Here is a 20155-nt window from a genome sequence, read left to right as displayed (position 1 = left end):
AATGACGCAGTTGTTACGCCGCCTCGCCTTCTTCCTTGGCAGGGGCGAGGATCTTCACCGAGCCGCCCGCCTTCTCGACCGCGGCAATCGCGGTCTTGGTGGCGCCGTGCACCTCGATGTTGAGCTTGGACTTGAGCTCGCCACGGCCGAGCAGCCGCAGGCCGCCCTTGGCGCGGCGCAGCACGCCGCCCTTCACCAGGGCCTCGACGTTCACGACGCTGCCGGCGTCGATCTTCTTGGCATCGACCGCTTCCTGGAGCCGGTCGAGATTGATCTCGGCGAACTCGACGCGGAAGATGTTGTTGAAGCCGCGCTTGGGCAGACGGCGATGCATCGGCATCTGGCCGCCTTCGAAACCCTTGATGCGCACGCCCGAACGCGCGGTCTGGCCCTTGCCGCCGCGGCCCGACTGCTTGCCCTTGCCCGAACCGATGCCGCGGCCGACGCGCATACGCTTTTTGCGCGAGCCGGCGTTGTCGGCGATATCGCTGAGCTTCATCGCCCTTCTCCTTGTGTCTTGCGCATGATCTTCACCGAAAACCGGCACCCGTTTTTCGGGATCATGCGCCTTTGCTTACTTCTCGTCGACGATGCGGACGAGATGGTGAACCTTCTCGATCATGCCGCGCACGGCCGGAGTGTCCGGCAGTTCGCTGGTGCGGCCGATCTTGTTGAGCTTGAGCCCGATCAGCGTCGAACGCTGCGAGTGATGGCGGCGGATCGCGCTGCCGGTCTGCTCGAGCTTGATCGTCTTTGCGGCCTTGGCCATTTGATCTACTCCGAAAAGCTTCCGTTAGTCGGCAGCCGCCTCGGCATCGCCGCCGATACGGCGCGACTGGAGGGTGGACACCTTGATATTGCGGCGGGCTGCGACCGAACGCGGCGAATCCTGGTGCTTCAGCGCGTCGAAGGTCGCGCGCACCATGTTGTACGGGTTCGAAGAGCCGATCGACTTCGCCACCACGTCCTGGACGCCGAGCGTCTCGAACACGGCGCGCATCGGGCCGCCGGCGATGATGCCGGTACCGGCCGGAGCGGCACGCAGGTAGACACGGCCCGCGCCATGACGGCCGGCGATGTCGTGATGCAGCGTGCGGCCCTCGCGCAGCGACACGCGGGTCAGGTTGCGCTTGGCGGACTCGGTTGCCTTGCGGATCGCCTCAGGCACTTCGCGCGCCTTGCCATGACCGAAGCCGGCGCGGCCCTTCTGGTCGCCGATCACGACCAGCGCTGCGAAACCGAAGCGCTTGCCGCCCTTGACGACCTTGGCCACGCGGTTGATGTGGACGAGCTTGTCGACGAACTCGCTGTCGCGCTCCTCGCGCTCCTTGCGTTCGCGTCCGCCGCCGCGTTGATCGCGTCCACCACGTTGTTCGCGTTCTGCCATTTTTCCAATCCTTCAGAGGCTTACGCCTCAATCCTCAAATTCTGTTAGAAGCTCAGCCCGCTCTCACGCGCCGCATCGGCAAGAGCCTTGACGCGCCCGTGATAGAGGTAGCTGCCGCGATCGAACACGACTTCCTTGACGCCCTTCTCGGCGGCGCGCTCGGCCAGCAGCTTGCCGACCGCCTTCGCCGCATCGATGTCGGCGCCGGTCTTGCCGCCGTCGCGCATCGACTTCTCGAGCGAGGAGGCAGAGGCCAGCGTCTCGCCCTTCAGATCGTCGATGACCTGGGCGTAGATGTGCTTGGACGAGCGGAACACCGACAGACGCGGACGGCCACCACCGGAGCGGCGCAGCTTCAGCCGCACACTCCGCTTGCGCCGGGCATTCGTAACCTTGGCTTTCGACATGACCGGCTCCGTTACTTCTTCTTGCCTTCCTTGCGGAAGATGAATTCGCCAACATACTTCACGCCCTTGCCCTTGTAGGGCTCCGGCGGGCGGTATGAGCGGATTTCGGCCGCGACCTGGCCGACGCGTTGAATGTCGCTGCCCGTCACCGTGATTTCGGTCGGCTTCGGCACCGTGATCGTGATCCCTTCGGGGATCGTGTAGATCACGTCGTGGCTGTAGCCGAGCGCGAGCTGCAGGTTCTTGCCCTGCATCGCGGCGCGGTAGCCGACGCCGGTGATCTCGAGCTTCTTCTCGAAGCCCTTGGTGACGCCTTCGACCAGATTCGCGACCTGGGCGCGAGCGGTACCATACAGCGCCCGGGCGCGGTTGGTCTCGAGCCGCGGCTTGACCTTGATCTGGCCGCTCTCGAGCTTCACCTCGACGTCGTCATGGACGACGAACTGAAGCTGGCCCTTGGGCCCCTTCATCTTGACGGTCTGCCCGTCGACGGTCGCGGTAACACCCGACGGAACCGCCACAGGCCTTTTGCCAACACGTGACATGGATCAAAAATCCTTCTCAGAACACCGTGAAGAGGACTTCACCGCCCACATTCGCGTCGCGCGCGCTGTGGTCGGCCATGATCCCCTTCGGCGTCGACAACACCGAAATGCCGAGCCCGTTGTTGACCCGCGGCAGGTTCTTCACCGAGGCGTAAACACGACGCCCGGGCTTGGAAACACGTTCGATCTCGCGGATGACGGGCTCGCCGTCGAAATACTTCAGCTCGATCTCGATCTCGCTGCGGCCCGAGGAGTGCTCGACCGTGGCATAGCCGCGGATGTAGCCCTCGCTCTTGAGCACCTCGAGCACGTTCTCGCGCATCCGCGAGCCCGGCGTGGAGACCTTGGTCTTGGAGCGCATCTGCGCGTTGCGGATGCGGGTGATCAGATCGCTGATTGGATCGTGCGTAGACATCTAAACGACCCTCCTTACCAGCTCGACTTCACGAGGCCCGGGACCATGCCCTTGGAGCCAAGTTCGCGCAGCGCGATACGGGACAGCTTGTTCTTGCGGTAGTTCGAGCGCGGACGGCCCGACAGCTCGCAACGAAGACGCACGCGGGTCGCCGACGAATTGCGCGGCATCTCGGCGAGCTTCAGGGTCGCGGCGAACCGCTCCTCCATCGGCAACGTCTTGTCGGCGATGATCGCCTTCAACCGCTCGCGCTTCGGGGCGGCGTTCTTCACCATCCGCTTGCGCCGGTTGTTCTTCTCGATTGAACTCTTCTTTGCCATGCTTGGCTCCTGGGTATCCGCGTTTGAGAGGCTTTAGGTCAGCGTCTCACTGCCGGAACGGGAAATTGAAAGCGGTCAACAAGGCCCTCGCCTCTTCGTCGGTCTTGGCCGTGGTGCAGACGGTGATGTCCATACCGCGGGCTTCCGTGACCTTGTCGAAGTCGATCTCGGGGAAAATGATGTGCTCCTTGATGCCGAGCGAGTAGTTGCCGCGGCCGTCGAAGCTCTTCGGGTTCAGGCCGCGGAAGTCGCGGACGCGCGGCAGCGCGACCGTGACCAGGCGGTCGATGAACTCGTACATGCGAGCCTTGCGCAGCGTGACCTTGCAGCCGATCGGCTGGTTCTCACGCAGCTTGAAGGTCGCGATCGCGATGCGCGAATAGGTCACGATCGCCTTCTGGCCGGCGATCTGGGTCAGCTCGGCAGCGGCGGTCTCGGCCTTCTTGCGATCGTTGACGGAATCGCCAACGCCCATGTTCAGCACGACCTTGTCCAGGCGCGGAACCTGCATGACGTTCTCGTAACCGAACTTCTCGGTCATCGCCGTGCGGATCTTCGCATCGTATTCCGCGCGCAGGCGCGGCGTGTAAGCAGCCTCAGCCATCGATCTCAGCTCCCGAGCTCTTGGCGATGCGGACCTTCTTGCCGTCCGCCAGAATCTTGAATCCGACGCGGGTCGGCTTTCCGTCCTTGCCGACATACGCGATGTTGGACAGTTGGATCGGCGCCTCTTTCGAGATGATGCCGCCCTCCTGGGCCTGCGTCTGCTTCTGGTGACGCTTGACCATGTTGATGCCGCGCACGAGCGCCGTACCGGCGTCGGGGCGAACCTCGAACACTTCGCCGGTGCGACCCTTGTCGCGACCGGTCAGCACGACGACCTTGTCGCCCTTGCGGATCTTCGCAGCCATCACAGCACCTCCGGCGCGAGGGAAATGATCTTCATGTGATTCTTGGCGCGCAGCTCGCGCGGCACGGGCCCGAAGATACGGGTGCCGACCGGCTCGGACTGGTTGTTGATCAGCACGGCGGCGTTGCGGTCGAAGCGGATGACCGAACCGTCGGCGCGGCGGATGTCCTTGCGGACGCGCACCACGACGGCCTTCATCACGTCGCCCTTCTTCACCTTGCCACGCGGAATCGCTTCCTTGATCGAGACGACGATGATGTCGCCGATCGTGGCGTAGCGGCGCTTGGAGCCCCCGAGCACCTTGATACACATGACACGGCGTGCGCCAGAATTGTCGGCCACGTCGAGGTTGGTCTGCATCTGAATCATTGATGCACCTCGTCCTCTTCTCTCTTGCGCCAGCCCAGCCGGCGCTCAACATTTCCCTGAAGACAGTCGGCTAAAGCCAACAGATCAGGCGCTTTTCTTGTGTTCGCCCCGGATCACGACCCAGCGCTTCAACTTCGAAATCGGCTTCGATTCCTCGATCCAAACCATGTCGCCCGGCTTGAACTCGTTGTTCTCGTCGTGCGCGTGGTAGTTCTTCGAACGGCGGATCGTCTTCTTGTAGATCGGGTGCGTGAAGCGGCGATCGACGCGCACAACGACCGTCTTGGCTGTCTTGTCGCTGACGACCACGCCCTGCAAAGTACGTTTCGGCATCTTCGTAAGCCTCTTACTTCTTCTTCGCGCGCGTCTGCGCGGCGACGGTCTTGATCCGGGCGATGTCGCGGCGAGCCTCGCGCAGGCGCGAGGTGTTCTCGAGCTGCCCGGTGGCGCGCTGGAAGCGCAGGTTGAAGCGCTCCTTCTTCAGGTTCAGGATGGCGTCATCCTGCTGGTCGGGGCTCATCGCGCGGATGTCTTCGATCTTCATCTGGGCCATGGCCATTACTCCGCAATGCGCTCGACGAAGCGCGTCTTGATCGGCAGCTTGGCGGCCGCCAGGGTCAGCGCCTCACGCGCCGTCTGGGTGTTGACGCCGTCGATCTCGAACAGCACCCGGCCCGGCTTGACGCGCGCCACCCACAGTTCAGGCGAACCCTTGCCGGAACCCATGCGGACTTCGGCCGGCTTCTTCGACACCGGAAGGTCGGGGAACACGCGGATCCAGACGCGGCCGGCGCGCTTCATGTGACGGGTCAGCGCGCGGCGAGCGGCTTCGATCTGGCGCGCGGTGACGCGCTCAGGCTCGGTCGCCTTCAGGCCGTACTGGCCGAACGCCAACGTCGCGCCCGAAGACGCAACGCCGTGGATGCGGCCCTTATGCGCCTTCCGGAACTTCGTTTTCTTAGGTTGCATCATGGCTTTAAGCCCTCAAATTCCTGTGCTGGCTCAGACCGCAGCGTTGTCGCGGCGCTGACGGCCACCACGATCACCACCGCCGCCGGTCTCGCCTTCGGCCATTCTCTTGTCCTGGGCCATCGGATCGTGCTCGAGGATCTCGCCCTTGAAGATCCAGACCTTGACGCCGCAGGTGCCGAAGGTCGTGAACGCGGTCGCAACGCCGTAGTCGATGTCGGCGCGCAGCGTGTGCAGCGGCACGCGACCTTCGCGGTACCACTCCATGCGCGCGATTTCCGCACCGCCCAGACGTCCCGAGCAGTTGATGCGGATGCCTTCCGCGCCGAGACGCATCGCCGACTGCACGGCGCGCTTCATGGCACGGCGGAACGCCACGCGGCGCTCCAGCTGCTGCGCGATCGACTCGGCCACCAGCGTCGCATCGAGCTCCGGCTTGCGGATCTCGACGATGTTGATGACGACGTCGGACGAAGTGATGTCCGCGACCCGCTTACGCAGCTTGTCGATGTCGGCGCCCTTCTTGCCGATCACCACGCCCGGACGGGCCGAGTGGATGGTGACGCGGCACTTCTTGTGCGGACGCTCGATCACGATGCGGGCGACGGCCGCCTGCTTGAGCTCCTTGTGCAGGATCTCACGGATCTTGACGTCCTCGTGCAGCAGCTTGCCGTATTCCTGCTTGCCGGCGAACCAGCGGGAATCCCAGGTCCGGTTGATGCCGAGACGCAGACCGATCGGATTGATCTTTTGACCCATCGTTTTCTCCTGCGACCCTTAAGCCGCTGCTGCTTCGGCTTCGACCTGACGAACAATGATCGTCAGCTGCGAAAATGGTTTGTAGACACGGCCCGAGCGGCCACGGCCGCGGGCGGCAAAGCGCTTCATCACGAGGCCGTTGCCGACGAAAGCCTGCGCCACGACGAGATCGTCAACATCGAGGTCGTGGTTGTTCTCGGCATTGGCGATAGCCGATTCCAGGCACTTCTTCACGTCAACCGCGATCCGCTTGCGCGAAAACTGCAGGTCGGCGAGCGCAGCAGCCGCCTTCCGGCCGCGAATGAGCTGGGCGACCAGGTTGAGCTTCTGCGGGCTCACCCGCAGCATCCGGGCGACCGCCTTGGCCTCGTTCTCGGCGAGGCTCCGTTCGCGCTTAGGTTTGCTCATCGTTTAATCCTCAAGCCTTCTTGGCTTTCTTGTCACCGGAGTGGCCATGGAAGGTCCGGGTCGGCGAGAACTCGCCGAACTTGTGACCGACCATTTCCTCGTTGACGGCCACCGGCACGTGCTTCTGACCGTTGTAGACGCCGAAGGTCAGACCGACGAACTGCGGCAGGATCGTCGAACGACGGCTCCAGATCTTGATGACGTCGTGACGGCCGGACGCGCGCGCGGCATCTGCCTTCTTGAGCAGAGAACCCTCGACGAACGGGCCTTTCCAGACTGAACGAACCATGTCCGGCGTTCCTTACTTCTTCCGCTTGTGGCGGCTTAGGAGAATGAATTTGTTGGTCGACTTGTTGGAGCGGGTCTTCTTGCCCTTGGTCGGCTTGCCCCACGGAGTAACCGGGTGGCGACCGCCCGAGGTACGACCTTCACCACCGCCGTGCGGATGGTCGATCGGGTTCATCGAAACACCGCGGTTGTGCGGCTTGCGACCCAGCCAACGGTTGCGGCCGGCCTTGCCGATCGAGGTGTTCATGTGATCCGGGTTCGACACCGCGCCGATCGTGCCGCGGCAACGGCCGTGCACCAGGCGCTGCTCACCCGAGTTCAGGCGGATGATGACGTAGTCCTGGTCGCGACCGACGAGCTGGGCGTAGGTGCCCGCGGAACGGGCGAGCTGGCCGCCCTTCCCGATCTTGACCTCGATGTTGTGGATGATCGTGCCGACCGGCATGTTGCCGAGCGGCATGACGTTACCCGGCTTCACGTCGACATAGTTGCCAGCCACCACGGAATCGCCGACCGCAAGGCGCTGCGGCGCCAGGATATAGGCCTGGGTGCCGTCTTCGTACTTGACCAGTGCGATGAACGCAGTGCGGTTCGGATCGTATTCCAACCGCTCGACGGTCGCGGGCGCATCGACCTTGTCGCGCTTGAAGTCGACGATGCGCAGGGTCTGCTTGTGACCGCCGCCGCGGAAGCGCACGGTGATGCGACCGGTGTTGTTGCGACCGCCGGAGGAATGCTTGCCTTCGGTGAGGGCCTTGACCGGCTTGCCCTTGTACAGGGCCGAACGATCGACCATGACCAGCTGGCGCTGGCCCGGCGTCGTGGGATTGAATGTCTTCAGTGCCATCGTCGTACGACCTTACAGACCGGTGGTTACGTCGATCCGGTGGCCCTCTTCGAGGGTCACGATCGCGCGCTTGGTGTTCGACTGCGAACCGAGGTTGCCGCGGAAGACCTTGGTCTTGCCCTTGCGGACCAGCGTGTTGACGCTCTTGACCTTGACGTCGAACAGCTTCTCGATCGCTTCCTTGATCTGCGGCTTAGTCGCCTTCGCGGCCACCTTGAACAGGACCTTGTTGTGCTCGGACGCCAGCGTCGCCTTTTCGGTGACGACCGGAGCAACGATCACGTCGTAGTGGCGAGGCTCAATGTTCTTCGTCATTTGAAGCGCGCCTCCAGCGCATCGATGGCGGCCTTGGTCAGAACGAGCTTCTGACGGCGCAGGATGTCATAGACGTTGATGCCCTGGATCGGCAGCACGTCCATGTTCGGGATGTTGCGAGCCGCGGCGGCAAAGCCGTTATTGAGCTCGGCGCCGTCGATGATCAGCGCGTTGGTCAAGCCCAGACCCGAGAAGTGACCGAGCAGCGCCTTGGTCTTGGCGGCTTCCAGCGCGGCCTTGTCGATCACCAGCAGATCACCGTCCTTGGCCTTGGCCGACAGCGCATGCTTGAGAGCCAGCGCGCGGACCTTCTTCGGCAGGTCGGTGGCGTGCGAACGCACCACCGGACCGAAGGCGCGGCCACCGCCACGGAACTGCGGCACGCGGGCCGAGCCGTGACGAGCACCGCCGGTGCCCTTCTGCTTGTACATCTTCTTGCCGGTGCGCCAGATCTCGGCGCGGCCCTTGGCCTTGTGGGTGCCGGCCTGGCGCTTGTTGAGCTGCCACTGCACGCAACGCGCAATGATGTCCTGGCGCGGCTCGAGACCGAAAATGGCGTCGGAAAGCTGGACCGAGCCGGCTTCCTTACCTTCGAGGGTGGTGACCTTCAATTCCATCTCACGCACCCTCCTGCTGGGCCGCAGCCTCGGCTTCGCCGCCCGCAACCTTGAACTTGCCGGGCTTCGGAGCTTCCTTCGGCAGCGGCTTCTTGACGGCGTCGCGCACGCGGATCCAGCCGCCCTTGGAGCCGGGAACGGCGCCTTCGACGAGGATCAGGCCGCGCTCGACGTCGAGCTGAACGACTCGAAGATTGAGCGTGGTGATGCGGTCGACACCCATGTGGCCGGGCATCTTCTTGTTCTTCCAGGTCTTGCCGGGATCCTGACGACCACCGGTCGAACCGATCGAACGGTGCGAGATCGACACACCGTGCGTGGCGCGCAGACCGCCGAAGTTCCAGCGCTTCATGCCGCCGGCGAAGCCCTTACCGACCGAGGTGCCGGTGACGTCGACGAACTGGCCGACGACGAAATGATCGGCCTGGATCTCGGCGCCGACCGGGATCATGGCATCCGCGGTGACGCGGAATTCCTCGACCCGGCGCTTCGGCTCGACCTTGGCGACCGCGAACTGGCCGCGCTCCGCCTTGGGCATGTAAACGGTCTTGCGGCTGCCAGAACCGAGCTGGAGCGCGACGTAACCGTTCCTCTCTTCGGTACGGTGGCCTACGACCTGGCAATTGCCGAGCTTCAGCACGGTCACGGGGATATGTTCGCCGGCCTCCGTGAAGACCCGCGTCATCCCGACCTTTTGTGCGATCACTCCGGAGCGCATCGGCTTGCTTCCTGTTCTTTCTGTCCGCTTACGCGAACGGGATCCAAAAATCTTAGAGCTTGATCTCGACGTCGACACCGGCGGCCAGATCGAGCTTCATCAAAGCATCGACGGTCTGCGGGGTCGGATCGACGATGTCGAGCAGGCGCTTGTGAGTGCGCATCTCGAACTGTTCGCGGCTCTTCTTGTCGACGTGGGGCGAACGGTTGACGGTGAACTTCTCGATGCGGGTGGGCAGCGGAATGGGTCCGCGGACCTGCGCGCCGGTGCGCTTCGCCGTGTTCACGATCTCGCGGGTCGACGTATCGAGGATACGATGGTCGAACGCCTTGAGACGGATACGAATGTTTTGGCCGTTCATTGCCGTGGTCTCTCTTCAGTGGGTGGCGAATAGCGAATAGCGAATGTCACCATTCGCTACTCGCCGATCCCTATTCTCGTATTACTCGATGATCGAGGCGACGACGCCGGCGCCGACGGTACGACCGCCCTCGCGGATCGCGAAGCGGAGCTTCTCTTCCATCGCGATCGGCACGATCAGGTGCACTTCCATCGCGATGTTGTCGCCCGGCATCACCATCTCGGTACCTTCCGGCAGATGCACGACACCGGTCACGTCGGTGGTGCGGAAATAGAACTGCGGACGGTAGTTGGTGAAGAACGGGGTGTGGCGACCGCCCTCTTCCTTGGTGAGGATGTAGGCCTCAGCCTTGAACTTGGTGTGCGGCTTGACCGAACCCGGCTTCGCCAGCACCTGGCCGCGCTCGACGTCCTCGCGCTTGGTGCCGCGGAGCAGAGCGCCGATGTTGTCGCCGGCCTGGCCCTGATCGAGCAGCTTGCGGAACATTTCGACGCCGGTGACGGTGGTCTTCTGGGTCGCACGCAGACCGACGATCTCGATTTCCTCGCCGACCTTGACGATGCCGCGCTCGACACGGCCGGTCACCACGGTGCCGCGGCCCGAGATCGAGAACACGTCTTCAACCGGCATCAGGAACGGCTGGTCGATCGGACGCTCCGGCTGCGGGATGTACTCGTCGACGTTGCGCATCAGTTCGAGGATGGCGTCGTGGCCGAGCTTCTTGTCCGAATCTTCGAGAGCGGCGAGCGCCGAGCCCTTGATGATCGGGATCTTGTCGCCCGGGAATTCGTACTTCGAGAGCAGCTCGCGGACTTCGAGCTCGACGAGCTCGAGCAGCTCCGGATCGTCGACCATGTCGCACTTGTTGAGGAACACGACGAGCGCGGGCACGCCGACCTGGCGGGCGAGCAGGATGTGCTCGCGGGTCTGCGGCATCGGGCCGTCAGCGGCCGACACGACCAGGATCGCACCGTCCATCTGGGCGGCGCCGGTGATCATGTTCTTCACGTAGTCGGCGTGGCCGGGGCAGTCGACGTGGGCGTAGTGGCGGTTCTTGGTCTCGTACTCGACGTGCGCGGTCGAGATCGTGATGCCGCGCGCCTTCTCTTCCGGCGCCTTGTCGATCTGGTCGTACGCGGTGAACGTTGCACCGCCGGTCTCGGCGAGGATCTTGGTGATCGCCGCGGTCAGCGACGTCTTGCCATGGTCGACGTGACCGATGGTGCCGATGTTGCAGTGCGGCTTGTTACGTTCAAACTTTGCTTTGGCCATTTGACTCTCCGTTCAATCGTCAGCTTGAGACCGACGACAATCAGGCAAACTTCTTTTGGACTTCTGCCGACACGTTGGCCGGCGCTTCTGCGTAGTGATCGAACTGCATGGTGAAGGTTGCGCGCCCCTGGCTCATCGAGCGCAGGTTATTCACGTAACCGAACATGTTCATGAGCGGCACCATCGCGTTGATGACGTTGGCGTTGCCGCGCATGTCTTGACCCTGGATCTGACCGCGCCGGGAATTCAGGTCGCCGATGACCGAGCCGGTATAGTCTTCCGGGGTCACCACTTCGACCTTCATGATCGGCTCGAGCAGCACGGACTTGCCCTTCTGCAAGGCTTCGCGGAATGCCGCGCGCGATGCGATTTCGAAGGCGAGCGCCGACGAGTCGACGTCGTGGTACTTGCCGTCGACGAGCTGAACCTTGACGTCGACCACGGGGAAGCCCGCGACGACACCAGAGCTCATCACGCTGTTGAGGCCCTTTTCGACGCCGGGGATGTATTCCTTCGGAACCGCACCGCCGACGATCTTGGACTCGAACTCGTAGCCCTTGCCGGGCTCGTTCGGCTCGACCACGATCGACACTTCCGCGAACTGACCGGTACCGCCGGTCTGCTTCTTGTGGGTGTACTTGACCTCGGCCTTCTTGGTGACGCGCTCACGGAACGCAACCTGCGGCGCGCCGATGTTGGCGTCGACCTTGTAGGTGCGCTTGAGGATGTCGACCTTGATGTCGAGATGGAGTTCGCCCATGCCCTTGAGGATGGTCTGGCCGGACTCCTGGTCGGTCGACACGCGGAAGGACGGATCCTCCGCCGCGAGCTTGGCTAGCGCCACGCCCAGCTTCTCCTGGTCGGCCTTGGACTTCGGCTCGATCGCGATCTCGATGACCGGCTCGGGGAATTCCATCTTCTCCAGGATCACCTGCTTGTCGGGATCGCACAGCGTGTCACCGGTGCGCGCTTCCTTCAGGCCGGCCAGGGCGACGATGTCGCCGGCATAGGCTTCCTTGATGTCTTCGCGGTTGTTCGCATGCATCAGCAGCATGCGCCCGATGCGCTCCTTCTTCTCGCGGGTCGAGTTCACGACGCCGGTGCCGCTCTGGAGAACGCCGGAGTAGATGCGGCAGAAGGTGATGGTGCCGACGAACGGGTCGTCCATGATCTTGAACGCGAGCAGCGCGAGCGGCTCCTTGTCGTCGGCCTTGCGCACGACCTCGTTGCCGCGGTCGTCGGTGCCCTTGATCGCGGGCACGTCGATCGGCGACGGCAGGTAGTCGACGACGGCGTCGAGCAGCGGCTGCACGCCCTTGTTCTTGAAGGCCGAACCGCACAGCACGGGATAGAACGCGCCGGTCAGCACCGCCTTGCGGATCAGCCGCTTCAGCGTCGCTTCGTCCGGCTCGTTGCCGTCGAGGAAAGCGGCGAGCGCATCGTCGTCGAGCTCGACGGCGGCTTCCACCATCTTCTCGCGATATTCCTTGGCCTGCTCGACGAGGTCTTCCGGAATGTCGACATAGTCGAACTTCGCGCCGAGCGATTCATCGTTCCAGACGATGCCCTTCATCTTCACGAGGTCGACGAGACCCTTGAAGTTGTTCTCGGCACCGATCGGAAGCTGAATCGCGATCGGCTTGGCGCCGAGGCGGTCAACGATGTCGGCCAGACACTTGAAGAAATCGGCGCCGGTCTTGTCCATCTTGTTGGCGAAGACGATGCGCGGAACCTTGTACTTGTCGCCCTGGCGCCAGACGGTCTCGGTCTGGGGCTCGACGCCCTGGTTCGAGTCCAGCACGCAGACGGCGCCGTCGAGCACGCGCAGCGAACGCTCGACTTCGATGGTGAAGTCGACGTGGCCGGGAGTGTCGATGATGTTCAGGCGCTTACCGGCCCAGAAGGCGGTGGTCGCAGCCGAGGTGATCGTGATGCCACGCTCCTGCTCCTGCTCCATCCAGTCCATCGTCGCGGCACCTTCGTGCACTTCGCCGATCTTGTGGCTCTTGCCGGTGTAATAGAGGATGCGCTCGGTCGTCGTGGTCTTGCCGGCGTCGATATGCGCCATGATACCGAAATTACGGTAGTCCTCGATGGCATGTTGGCGGGGCATAGGTCGTTCCTTGCGAGTCCGAGTGTGTCGCCGTTACCAGCGATAGTGCGAGAAGGCGCGGTTGGCTTCCGCCATCCGGTGCACGTCTTCACGCTTCTTGACGGCGTTCCCCCGGTTATTCGATGCGTCCAAGAGCTCCGCCGAGAGCCGCTCGGTCATCGTCTTCTCGTTGCGCTCGCGCGCGGCCGAGATCAGCCAGCGAATGCCCAGGGCCTGCCGGCGGGTCGAACGAACCTCGACCGGAACCTGGTAGGTCGCACCGCCGACGCGGCGGGAGCGAACCTCGATCGTCGGCATGACGTTCTCGAGCGCCTGCTCGAACACGCCGAGCGGGTTCTGCTTGGTCTTGGTTTCGATGATGCCGAGTGCACCGTAGACGATGCCTTCGGCCACCGACTTCTTGCCGGCGTACATCACCGAGTTCATGAACTTCGTGATCACGATGTTCCCGAACTTCGGATCCGGGAGAACTTCGCGCTTTTCCGCTGAGTGGCGACGAGACATGGACGTGGTTCCCGCTTACTTCGGACGCTTGGCGCCGTACTTCGAACGGCGCTGCTTACGGTTCTTGACGCCCTGGGTATCCAGAACGCCGCGGAGGATGTGGTAGCGCACGCCGGGCAAATCCTTGACGCGGCCGCCGCGGATCATGACCACCGAGTGCTCCTGGAGGTTATGGCCCTCGCCGGGGATGTAGCCGATCACCTCGAAGCCGTTGGTCAGGCGCACCTTGGCAACCTTACGAAGCGCCGAGTTCGGCTTCTTCGGGGTCGTGGTGTAGACGCGGGTGCAAACACCACGCTTCTGAGGCGACTGCTGCAGCGCCGGCACCTTCTTGCGCGACTTCTGCACTTCCCGCGGTTGAGCGATCAGCTGGTTGATCGTCGGCATCCTGGCCTTACCCTTTGTTCTGCCGCGGCCCCTTCCGGGTCCGCTGTCTTGCCGCGGCCCGTTGCCGGAACCGCAAATTCGTTTCGAGCCACCCGCTCGATGGGCCCGCCTTCCGCGGAACAATCCGCACAAAGCGAAATTGCGCCAACCGCTCCATCACCGAGCGGAAAGCGTTACGACGCCACAGAGGACCGCAGTTCCGGGTCAATCAGCGTAAAGCTGTGGCCCGTGCACCGAGGTCATGCATCCGAATTCGATCTCAAGAGAACAAGCTCAAGAGAACTAGAATCGCACTGGCATTGCCTAGCTATGATCGACAGCGTTTGAGCGGCATTCGTCGAGGTTGGTGCCCGTCTTCAACGACCCCTGAGGGATCAACGGGTGGCCCGTTCCGACGTTGGCGATGCTCACCGCCTGTCGTTAAGTGAGGCGCTTTCTATAAGTGGGAATCGATCAAGTCAAGGCGAAACGACAGTCACAAAGCGCTTCTCGCGCCTATGGAATTCGCCCGTTTGCCGCCCTCACCGCGCTTCCACGATGTGGGAACGACGAGCCCATTCCGCTAGCCCTAGATCTATTTTTGCCCGGGTGAAATATACTTTTATAACCCGCGCTAAGGCTTTTTTCCTGTTGATGCGTCAAACTGCCGCCTTCGGCGGGGATTGGCGCCATGCGGTACACCGACATTGCCATTATCGGCGGGGGATTGTCCGGCTCAACCGCCGCCGCAATGCTCGGCCGCGCCGGCATTTCGACGGTGCTGATCGATCCGCATGAGAGCTATCCGGCGGACTTTCGAGTCGAAAAACTCAGCGGTCACGTGCAAGTCGAGCGATTCCTGAAGACCGGAATCGCAGAATCAGTGCTGCGCCGCGCGACCTTTGCCGGCGAGAACTGGATCGCCCGATTCGGCCGCCTGCTCGACAAGGCGCCGAGCCGGCAGTTCAACATCCTCTACGATTCGCTGGTCAACGCCGTCCGCGACGAAATCCCCGCCACCGTCGAGCGCGTCTGCGCCAAGGCCCTGGCGGTCGAGACCAGTCCGGAGCGGCAGAGGATCACGCTCGCCAACGGCGAGACGATCTCGGCCCGCCTGGTCGTGCTCGCCAACGGCCTGAACGTCGGCCTGCGCCACCAGCTCGGCATCGCCCGCAAGGTCGTCAGCGCCTGCCATTCGATCTCGATCGGGTTCGACGTGATGCCGGCAGGTCGGAATTCGTTCGACTTCCCGGCGCTGACCTATTTCTCGGAGCGGCCGAGCGACCGCACCCCCTACATCTCGCTGTTTCCGGTCGGCACGCGGATGCGCGCCAATCTGTTCGTCTACCGAAGCTTCGACGATCCCTGGCTGCGCGAGCTGCGCCGTGCACCCGCTGAGACGCTGGACGCCACCCTGCCCCGGCTCAAGCGCATCACCGGCGCGTTCGACATCCCCGGTGAGCTGAAGGTCCGTCCGGTCGATCTCTACGTGAACGACCCTCGCGGCCAGCCGGGAATCGTGCTGGTCGGGGATGCCTTCGCGACCTCGTGCCCCGTCGCCGGCACCGGCTGCGACAAGGTCTTCACCGACGTCGAGCGGCTCTGCAACGTCTACATCCCGCAGTGGCTTTCCTCCGACGGGATGAATGCGGCCAAGATCGCCGGCTTCTACGCCGATCCGGTCAAGCAAGCTTGCGATCAATGGTCGGCGGCGAAGGCGTTCGACTTCCGCTCAGTCTCGATCGCGACGAGCCCTTACTGGACGGCGCAGCGCTGGGCGCGCTTCATCGCCTGGTCGGCTCAAGGGCTGCTGCGGCCGCTTGGAGGAGCGTTCCATCTGGAGCCGAACTTCCTCGGTCACTCCTCCTCGTCGTCCTCGTCCTCATCACCCTCGAGGTCGTCTTCATCCTCGTCATCGTCGCTGTCGTCGTCGGCCTGAGCCACAGCGCCATGCGGCTGGTGGATCTGGTCGTTCCACAGCTTGCGATAGGTACCGTTCCTGGCGAGCAGCTCGGCATGCGACCCGCGCTCGATCGCCCTGCCCCCTGAAATCACGATGATCTCGTCCATCTCGACCACCGAGGTCAGGCGGTGGGTCGACCAGATCATGGTGCGGCCCTTGGCGACCTTGAGCAGCGTGCGGTTGATCGCGGCCTCCGTGGTCTGGTCGAGCGCCGAGGTGGCTTCGTCCAGCAGCAGCACGGACGGGTTGCGGATGATCGCGCGCGCGATCGCGATGCGCTGGCGCTGGCCGCCCGACAGAGTATCGCCGCGCTCGCCGACCGGCGTGTCGTAGCGTTGCGGCAGGCTCATGATGTAGCGATGGATCTCGGCCTTCTTGGCCGCCTCCTCCACCTCCGCGTCGGTCGCGCCCTCCTTGCCGAGCCGGATGTTCTCGCGGATCGACATGTTGAACAGCATGTTCTCCTGGAACACTACCGCCATGCTCCGGCGTAGCGAATCCAGCGTCACCTTGCGGACGTCGACGCCGTCGATGGTGACGCGCCCCTCGTCGGGCACGTAGAGCCGCAGGATCAGGTTGAGCAGCGTGCTCTTGCCGGAGCCCGAGGGGCCGACGATGGCGATGCTCTTGCCGACATTGAGCTTGAGGCTGAGATTGTCCAGCACCGGCGTCTGGCTGCCTTCGTACTGGAAGGTGACGCGGTCGAAGGTGATGTCGTGGGTAATGCGCGGCAGATCGGGCGCGCCGGCACGATCGGCCCCGCGCGTCGGCTCGTCGAGCAGCTCCTGGATGTGCCGGATCGCGGCGGCCGAGGAGATCGACACCGGGATGAAATGCATCACATGGGCGATGTTGTAGGAGACCTCCCAGAACGCGCTCTCGAAGGTGACGAAGGTGCCGATGGTGATCTGGCCCTTGGTCGCCAGATACGCACCGATTGCCAGCACAACGAGATGCAGGAGCAGCACCGAGATGGTGACCGTCCGCTCCACCATGGTCGACAGGAACGCGGCTGAGGCGATCCTGTTGCGGGTTTCGTCGTTGCGGAAGGTAAAGAAGCCGAACATCCGGCGTTGCAGGCTGAACGCCTTGATCACGGCCTGCGCCGCCACGTTCTCCTGCACCATGCCGAGCAGCGCGGATTCATTGAGCTTCTGCTCGTAATTGGCCTGCACCGCCTTCGGCGTGAGCATGCGCGGCCCGATCAGCGTGATCGGAAACACCAGGAGCGCGACCACCGCGAGCTGCCAGTTCAGGAACACCATCAGGATGATGCCGGCGAACAACTCCAGGAACGGCAGCGCCGCGCTGTTGGCGAAGGTCTTGACCGAGCCCTCGAAGGCAGCGAGGTCGACGGAAAAGCGCGACAGGATCTCGCCGCGCTTGGTGCGGCCGAAATAGGCCGCCGGCAGGTCTTGGACGTGCTCGAACAGGTGCTTGCGGACGTCGGAGATGATGCAGGCCGCGAGCCGCGCATCCCAGCGCTCATACCAGACCGCCACGATCGAGGTGAAGATGCCGGCGGCCGCGAGCACGCCGAGGATCTTGTACAGCGCCTGGAAATCCTCCTCGCCGAGCGCGTCGTCGATCAAGAACTTCAGGCTGAGCGGCATGATGACGTTGAACAGCGTCTCGACGACGACGCCGAACGCCACGAACGACAGCATCCGCTTGTAGTTGGCCAGATAGGGCTTGACGAAACCCAGGATGGTGGCGAGCGCGCCGGCGGCCTCGCGCGCGGTAAAGACGACGAGGTCCTCGTCCTCGTCGTCGTCATCGAGCTCCAGCTCGTCATCCTCCTCGCCTTCGTCGTCCTCGTCGTCTTCGAGGTCCGGCTTGGCGGTGGGGGCAAGCTTGTCGAGCTCGGCCGCCTCTTCCACGGGGGGCTTCTGTTTGTCGGGAGAAGGAGGCTTGGACGCCATGAAACCAACGGATGCTGACGGCCGGCATGACCGCAGAGAAAGCAGGAAATAGCGGCAACCGCTATTGCACTGATTCTATGCGATCAGAATGAATTCGGCAAAGCAATTGGCGAATCCGGTCCGATCGTTGCGGCTAGTCGTCGTCCTCGCTTTCGACCTTGTCGAAGAAGGAGTAGCGCAGACTGTCGGCGTCGGCATACCACTGGCCCGGCCCCTTGTTGGCGGCGAGCGTCGCCTCCCAGAGCGCATCGGTGCAGTCCCTGCGGTGCATCGACAGATCGAACCCATTGCCGAAGAACAGTTCGGACCATTCCCACCAGGTGCCGAGCTTCTTGACCCCGCGCAGGAGGTCGTAGCGGTCGATCACGGCCGAGGCCATGTCCGAGGTGATCGAGCCGAACACGAGGCCGGTCTTGACGACGCGGTTGAGCTCGCGGATCGCGCGGACTACCTGCTTCGGGGAAACGTGGCAAAGACTGGTCTCGAACACGAAGTCGAAGGCGCCGTCCTTGAACGGCATGTCGGTGATCGAGCCGAGCTTGTTGTATTTCTTCAGCGCCTTCGGCGTTTTGGCGTGGATGGCGCGGTTGTTCTCGATGCCGAAGGCATCGATGCCGCGCTCGCGCAGCGCGCCAACCAGCTCGCCACTGGCCGAGCCCGCGATCAGCAGCTTCGCGCCCTTGGCCTTGCCCCAGACGATACCGATCAGCTTGGTGAGGTAATCGGGATCGGTGAAATGGCGCCATGCCTCGCTATAGGGGCCGAGGCCGCGATAGTTCTCGAAATAGTCGCGATCGATCCTGTCGGAGAGCGGCTTGTCGTCCTGCGCGCGCTCGCGGCGCAGGCGCATCATCTCGGTGAGGATAATGTCGGTCGCCGCGTCCGAGGAGTCGAGCAAGCCGTTCAGCGTCGAGTCGAACAGATAGTCGCCGACCACGACGATGCCGGGATGCTCCTTCGGCTCGGGCCGGTGGTTGGTCATGACGTCGCGCACCGGCAGGCCGCCGGGAATCGCGTTCACCGACGACAGCCAGCGGTGGATCTTGCCTTCCATGAAATGCGCGCGCGCATCGCCGAGCGAGGCCGGCAGCGATTTCAGCGCGGCGTCGATCAACTCCTGGTCCGACAGGTTGGCGAAGGCCAGCGCGTCGGAGCCGGGAATGAGCCAGTTCAACACGCCGTGCTTGCCGACGTCGTGGCGCGCGCCCTCGTTGTAGACGCAGCAACCGCCGAAGGCCTCCGACATGAACCAGGCGCCGGCAATCTTGTCGCCCCAGAACGGCGTGTCGAACAGGATCGAGACGCGCAGATAATGCGCCGGACGGTCGAAATACGAGACGTGCTTGACCATCGACTTGCGGAGCTGCTCGCCTTCCCAGCCCATGGTCGCGAGCCAGGAATGCGGCAGGCAGACCAGCACGAGATCGAAATCGCGCGTCTCCGGCCCCTTGCCGTTCATCATCTTGAGCTGATAGCGGCCGGTCGGCGCCTTGCCGACGGCGAGCACGCGGTGATTGAGCTGGATGTCGGCATTGACCTCCGACTGCAGGCACTCGATCAACTGCTCGTTGCCGTTCTGGATCGAATAGAGGCCGATATAGCCGTCGACATCCATCAGGTAGTTCTTGAGCGCGTTGAGGCCATTGGTGTTGTGGCTCTCGGTCGCGATGTCGGAGCGCGCCATCACCTTGAAGAAGCGCTTTGCGGTCTCGTCCTCGACCTCCTCGTCGAGCACCTGCTCGGCGGTCTTGTAGGCCCAGGGATTCTCGTTGTCGTGCGCGCCGACGCCCTCGTAATATTCGATCGGCGACATCGCCTCGGTGCAGCGCTTGCGGAACGCCTCGATCGCGGCCGCGGTCTTGGCGCCATATTTGCGGCGCATGCCCGGCACGTCGTTCAGCAGCTCGCCGCCGAACTGCACCTGCTCGGCATCCATCGGAATGGTCTGAAGCCCGAAATGCTGGATCAGCTCGCGCAGCGGATCCGGACCGGTCATCGAGTAGTCGTAGATCTCGGCAACGCCGGCCTCGTACATCGCCGGCGCCGAATCGAATTTGCGGGTGACGATCTTGCCGCCGAGCCGATCGGACGCCTCGTAGATGGTGACGCGGCAGAGGTCGCCGAGCTTACGCTTCAGATACCAGGCGCTCATCAGCCCGCCGGGGCCGCCGCCTACGATTGCGAGATCAAGCATGTGAGTTCCGTGGTCTCCGGCCCTGCCCCCGTCACGGGACCACCGGTCTAAACTCCCCTAGCAGAAGCGCTTTTACGCCTGAAGGAAAGATGAACAAAGGTTGATCCTGCACCGCAACAGGGAAACAAAGCAGCAAAAAGGCCGGCTTGCACCGGCCTTTTCATTGTCCTCGGTATTCCTACGGAT

Annotated in this window: 28 protein-coding genes; 1 reads left to right on the top strand and 27 read right to left on the bottom strand. The window is 63.4% G+C overall.

Translation table 11 applies throughout. The features are described 5' to 3' along the window. Positions 1 to 13: 13 nt before the first annotated feature. The 25 genes from rplO to rpsL all read right to left on the bottom strand — a co-directional run bounded on the left by rplO (position 14) and on the right by rpsL (position 13911). Positions 14 to 499: a 50S ribosomal protein L15 gene (gene rplO / locus ACVWW6_RS24490; RefSeq protein ID WP_011088136.1), complete on the bottom strand. Its 486-nt coding sequence runs from the start codon at positions 497 to 499 to the stop codon at positions 14 to 16. Between the two features lie 75 nt (positions 500 to 574). Beyond that, entirely contained in the window at positions 575 to 769 is a 195-nt protein-coding gene (gene rpmD / locus ACVWW6_RS24485) for a 50S ribosomal protein L30 (RefSeq protein WP_011088137.1), read from the bottom strand. Positions 770 to 793: 24 nt separating this feature from the next. Next, the gene (gene rpsE, locus ACVWW6_RS24480) at positions 794 to 1387 is read right to left on the bottom strand and encodes a 30S ribosomal protein S5 (protein WP_008136332.1); all 594 of its coding nucleotides are present in this window, start codon (positions 1385 to 1387) and stop codon (positions 794 to 796) included. A gap of 44 nt (positions 1388 to 1431) precedes the next feature. Continuing rightward, positions 1432 to 1794 carry a 50S ribosomal protein L18 gene (gene rplR / locus ACVWW6_RS24475; RefSeq protein ID WP_007603036.1) on the bottom strand — a complete coding sequence of 121 codons (363 nt, stop codon included), beginning with the start codon at positions 1792 to 1794 and terminating at the stop codon, positions 1432 to 1434. Positions 1795 to 1805: 11 nt separating this feature from the next. After that, the gene (rplF, locus tag ACVWW6_RS24470) at positions 1806 to 2339 is read right to left on the bottom strand and encodes a 50S ribosomal protein L6 (RefSeq protein WP_011088138.1); all 534 of its coding nucleotides are present in this window, start codon (positions 2337 to 2339) and stop codon (positions 1806 to 1808) included. A gap of 16 nt (positions 2340 to 2355) precedes the next feature. After that, positions 2356 to 2754 carry a 30S ribosomal protein S8 gene (gene rpsH, locus ACVWW6_RS24465; protein WP_011088139.1) on the bottom strand — a complete coding sequence of 133 codons (399 nt, stop codon included), beginning with the start codon at positions 2752 to 2754 and terminating at the stop codon, positions 2356 to 2358. Positions 2755 to 2768: 14 nt separating this feature from the next. Beyond that, positions 2769 to 3074: a 30S ribosomal protein S14 gene (gene rpsN, locus ACVWW6_RS24460; protein ID WP_011088140.1), complete on the bottom strand. Its 306-nt coding sequence runs from the start codon at positions 3072 to 3074 to the stop codon at positions 2769 to 2771. A gap of 46 nt (positions 3075 to 3120) precedes the next feature. Beyond that, a complete protein-coding gene (gene rplE, locus ACVWW6_RS24455) occupies positions 3121 to 3678 on the bottom strand; it encodes a 50S ribosomal protein L5 (protein ID WP_011088141.1) in 558 nt (185 codons plus the stop codon). Beyond that, positions 3671 to 3985, bottom strand: coding sequence for a 50S ribosomal protein L24 (gene rplX, locus ACVWW6_RS24450; protein ID WP_011088142.1), 315 nt, complete (start codon positions 3983 to 3985; stop codon positions 3671 to 3673). Before rplX ends, rplE begins: the two co-directional genes overlap by 8 nt. After that, positions 3985 to 4353, bottom strand: coding sequence for a 50S ribosomal protein L14 (gene rplN / locus ACVWW6_RS24445; protein WP_007603030.1), 369 nt, complete (start codon positions 4351 to 4353; stop codon positions 3985 to 3987). Before rplN ends, rplX begins: the two co-directional genes overlap by 1 nt. Before the next feature lie 84 nt (positions 4354 to 4437). Beyond that, on the bottom strand, positions 4438 to 4686 hold the full coding sequence (rpsQ, locus tag ACVWW6_RS24440; RefSeq protein ID WP_011088143.1) for a 30S ribosomal protein S17: 249 nt from the start codon (positions 4684 to 4686) through the stop codon (positions 4438 to 4440). Between the two features lie 13 nt (positions 4687 to 4699). Then, a complete protein-coding gene (rpmC, locus tag ACVWW6_RS24435) occupies positions 4700 to 4906 on the bottom strand; it encodes a 50S ribosomal protein L29 (RefSeq protein ID WP_011088144.1) in 207 nt (68 codons plus the stop codon). Positions 4907 to 4911: 5 nt separating this feature from the next. After that, complete coding sequence (gene rplP / locus ACVWW6_RS24430) at positions 4912 to 5325, bottom strand: 50S ribosomal protein L16 (RefSeq protein WP_008549252.1); 414 nt, start codon at positions 5323 to 5325, stop codon at positions 4912 to 4914. A gap of 30 nt (positions 5326 to 5355) precedes the next feature. Then, positions 5356 to 6081, bottom strand: coding sequence for a 30S ribosomal protein S3 (gene rpsC, locus ACVWW6_RS24425; protein WP_011088146.1), 726 nt, complete (start codon positions 6079 to 6081; stop codon positions 5356 to 5358). Between the two features lie 18 nt (positions 6082 to 6099). Further along, positions 6100 to 6489, bottom strand: a complete 390-nt coding sequence (rplV, locus tag ACVWW6_RS24420; RefSeq protein ID WP_011088147.1) for a 50S ribosomal protein L22 — start codon at positions 6487 to 6489, stop codon at positions 6100 to 6102. Positions 6490 to 6499: 10 nt separating this feature from the next. Then, complete coding sequence (gene rpsS, locus ACVWW6_RS24415) at positions 6500 to 6778, bottom strand: 30S ribosomal protein S19 (RefSeq protein WP_008136357.1); 279 nt, start codon at positions 6776 to 6778, stop codon at positions 6500 to 6502. A gap of 12 nt (positions 6779 to 6790) precedes the next feature. Next, complete coding sequence (rplB, locus tag ACVWW6_RS24410) at positions 6791 to 7624, bottom strand: 50S ribosomal protein L2 (RefSeq protein WP_011088148.1); 834 nt, start codon at positions 7622 to 7624, stop codon at positions 6791 to 6793. Positions 7625 to 7636: 12 nt separating this feature from the next. After that, on the bottom strand, positions 7637 to 7939 hold the full coding sequence (locus ACVWW6_RS24405) for a 50S ribosomal protein L23 (protein WP_011088149.1): 303 nt from the start codon (positions 7937 to 7939) through the stop codon (positions 7637 to 7639). Next, the gene (gene rplD / locus ACVWW6_RS24400; protein WP_011088150.1) at positions 7936 to 8556 is read right to left on the bottom strand and encodes a 50S ribosomal protein L4; all 621 of its coding nucleotides are present in this window, start codon (positions 8554 to 8556) and stop codon (positions 7936 to 7938) included. The genes ACVWW6_RS24405 and rplD overlap by 4 nt, the downstream gene beginning before the upstream one ends. Before the next feature lies 1 nt (position 8557). Further along, positions 8558 to 9274, bottom strand: coding sequence for a 50S ribosomal protein L3 (gene rplC, locus ACVWW6_RS24395; RefSeq protein WP_456681497.1), 717 nt, complete (start codon positions 9272 to 9274; stop codon positions 8558 to 8560). A 52-nt stretch (positions 9275 to 9326) separates the two neighbouring features. After that, entirely contained in the window at positions 9327 to 9635 is a 309-nt protein-coding gene (rpsJ, locus tag ACVWW6_RS24390; protein WP_002712302.1) for a 30S ribosomal protein S10, read from the bottom strand. A gap of 81 nt (positions 9636 to 9716) precedes the next feature. Next, positions 9717 to 10907 (bottom strand): elongation factor Tu, encoded by a 1191-nt coding sequence (gene tuf, locus ACVWW6_RS24385; protein ID WP_011088152.1) that lies wholly within the window; start codon positions 10905 to 10907, stop codon positions 9717 to 9719. 40 nt (positions 10908 to 10947) lie between these two features. After that, positions 10948 to 13020, bottom strand: a complete 2073-nt coding sequence (gene fusA / locus ACVWW6_RS24380; RefSeq protein WP_011088153.1) for an elongation factor G — start codon at positions 13018 to 13020, stop codon at positions 10948 to 10950. 33 nt (positions 13021 to 13053) lie between these two features. Continuing rightward, complete coding sequence (rpsG, locus tag ACVWW6_RS24375) at positions 13054 to 13524, bottom strand: 30S ribosomal protein S7 (RefSeq protein ID WP_011088154.1); 471 nt, start codon at positions 13522 to 13524, stop codon at positions 13054 to 13056. A 15-nt stretch (positions 13525 to 13539) separates the two neighbouring features. Next, entirely contained in the window at positions 13540 to 13911 is a 372-nt protein-coding gene (rpsL, locus tag ACVWW6_RS24370) for a 30S ribosomal protein S12 (RefSeq protein ID WP_007603006.1), read from the bottom strand. A gap of 670 nt (positions 13912 to 14581) precedes the next feature. Between rpsL and ACVWW6_RS24365 the strand changes: the two genes are divergently transcribed. Next, entirely contained in the window at positions 14582 to 15829 is a 1248-nt protein-coding gene (locus ACVWW6_RS24365) for an FAD-dependent oxidoreductase (RefSeq protein WP_456681496.1), read from the top strand. On the opposite strand, the gene ACVWW6_RS24360 is transcribed toward ACVWW6_RS24365, so the two are convergent. Continuing rightward, on the bottom strand, positions 15748 to 17775 hold the full coding sequence (locus tag ACVWW6_RS24360) for an ABC transporter ATP-binding protein (RefSeq protein ID WP_110116374.1): 2028 nt from the start codon (positions 17773 to 17775) through the stop codon (positions 15748 to 15750). The genes ACVWW6_RS24365 and ACVWW6_RS24360 overlap by 82 nt on opposite strands. Positions 17776 to 17908: 133 nt before the next feature. Next, on the bottom strand, positions 17909 to 19969 hold the full coding sequence (locus tag ACVWW6_RS24355; protein WP_456681495.1) for an FAD-dependent oxidoreductase: 2061 nt from the start codon (positions 19967 to 19969) through the stop codon (positions 17909 to 17911). Positions 19970 to 20155: the final 186 nt, after the last annotated feature.

The organism is Bradyrhizobium sp. USDA 3311 (assembly GCF_054062495.1).
This window is presented reverse-complemented; position numbering and strand designations above follow the sequence as displayed.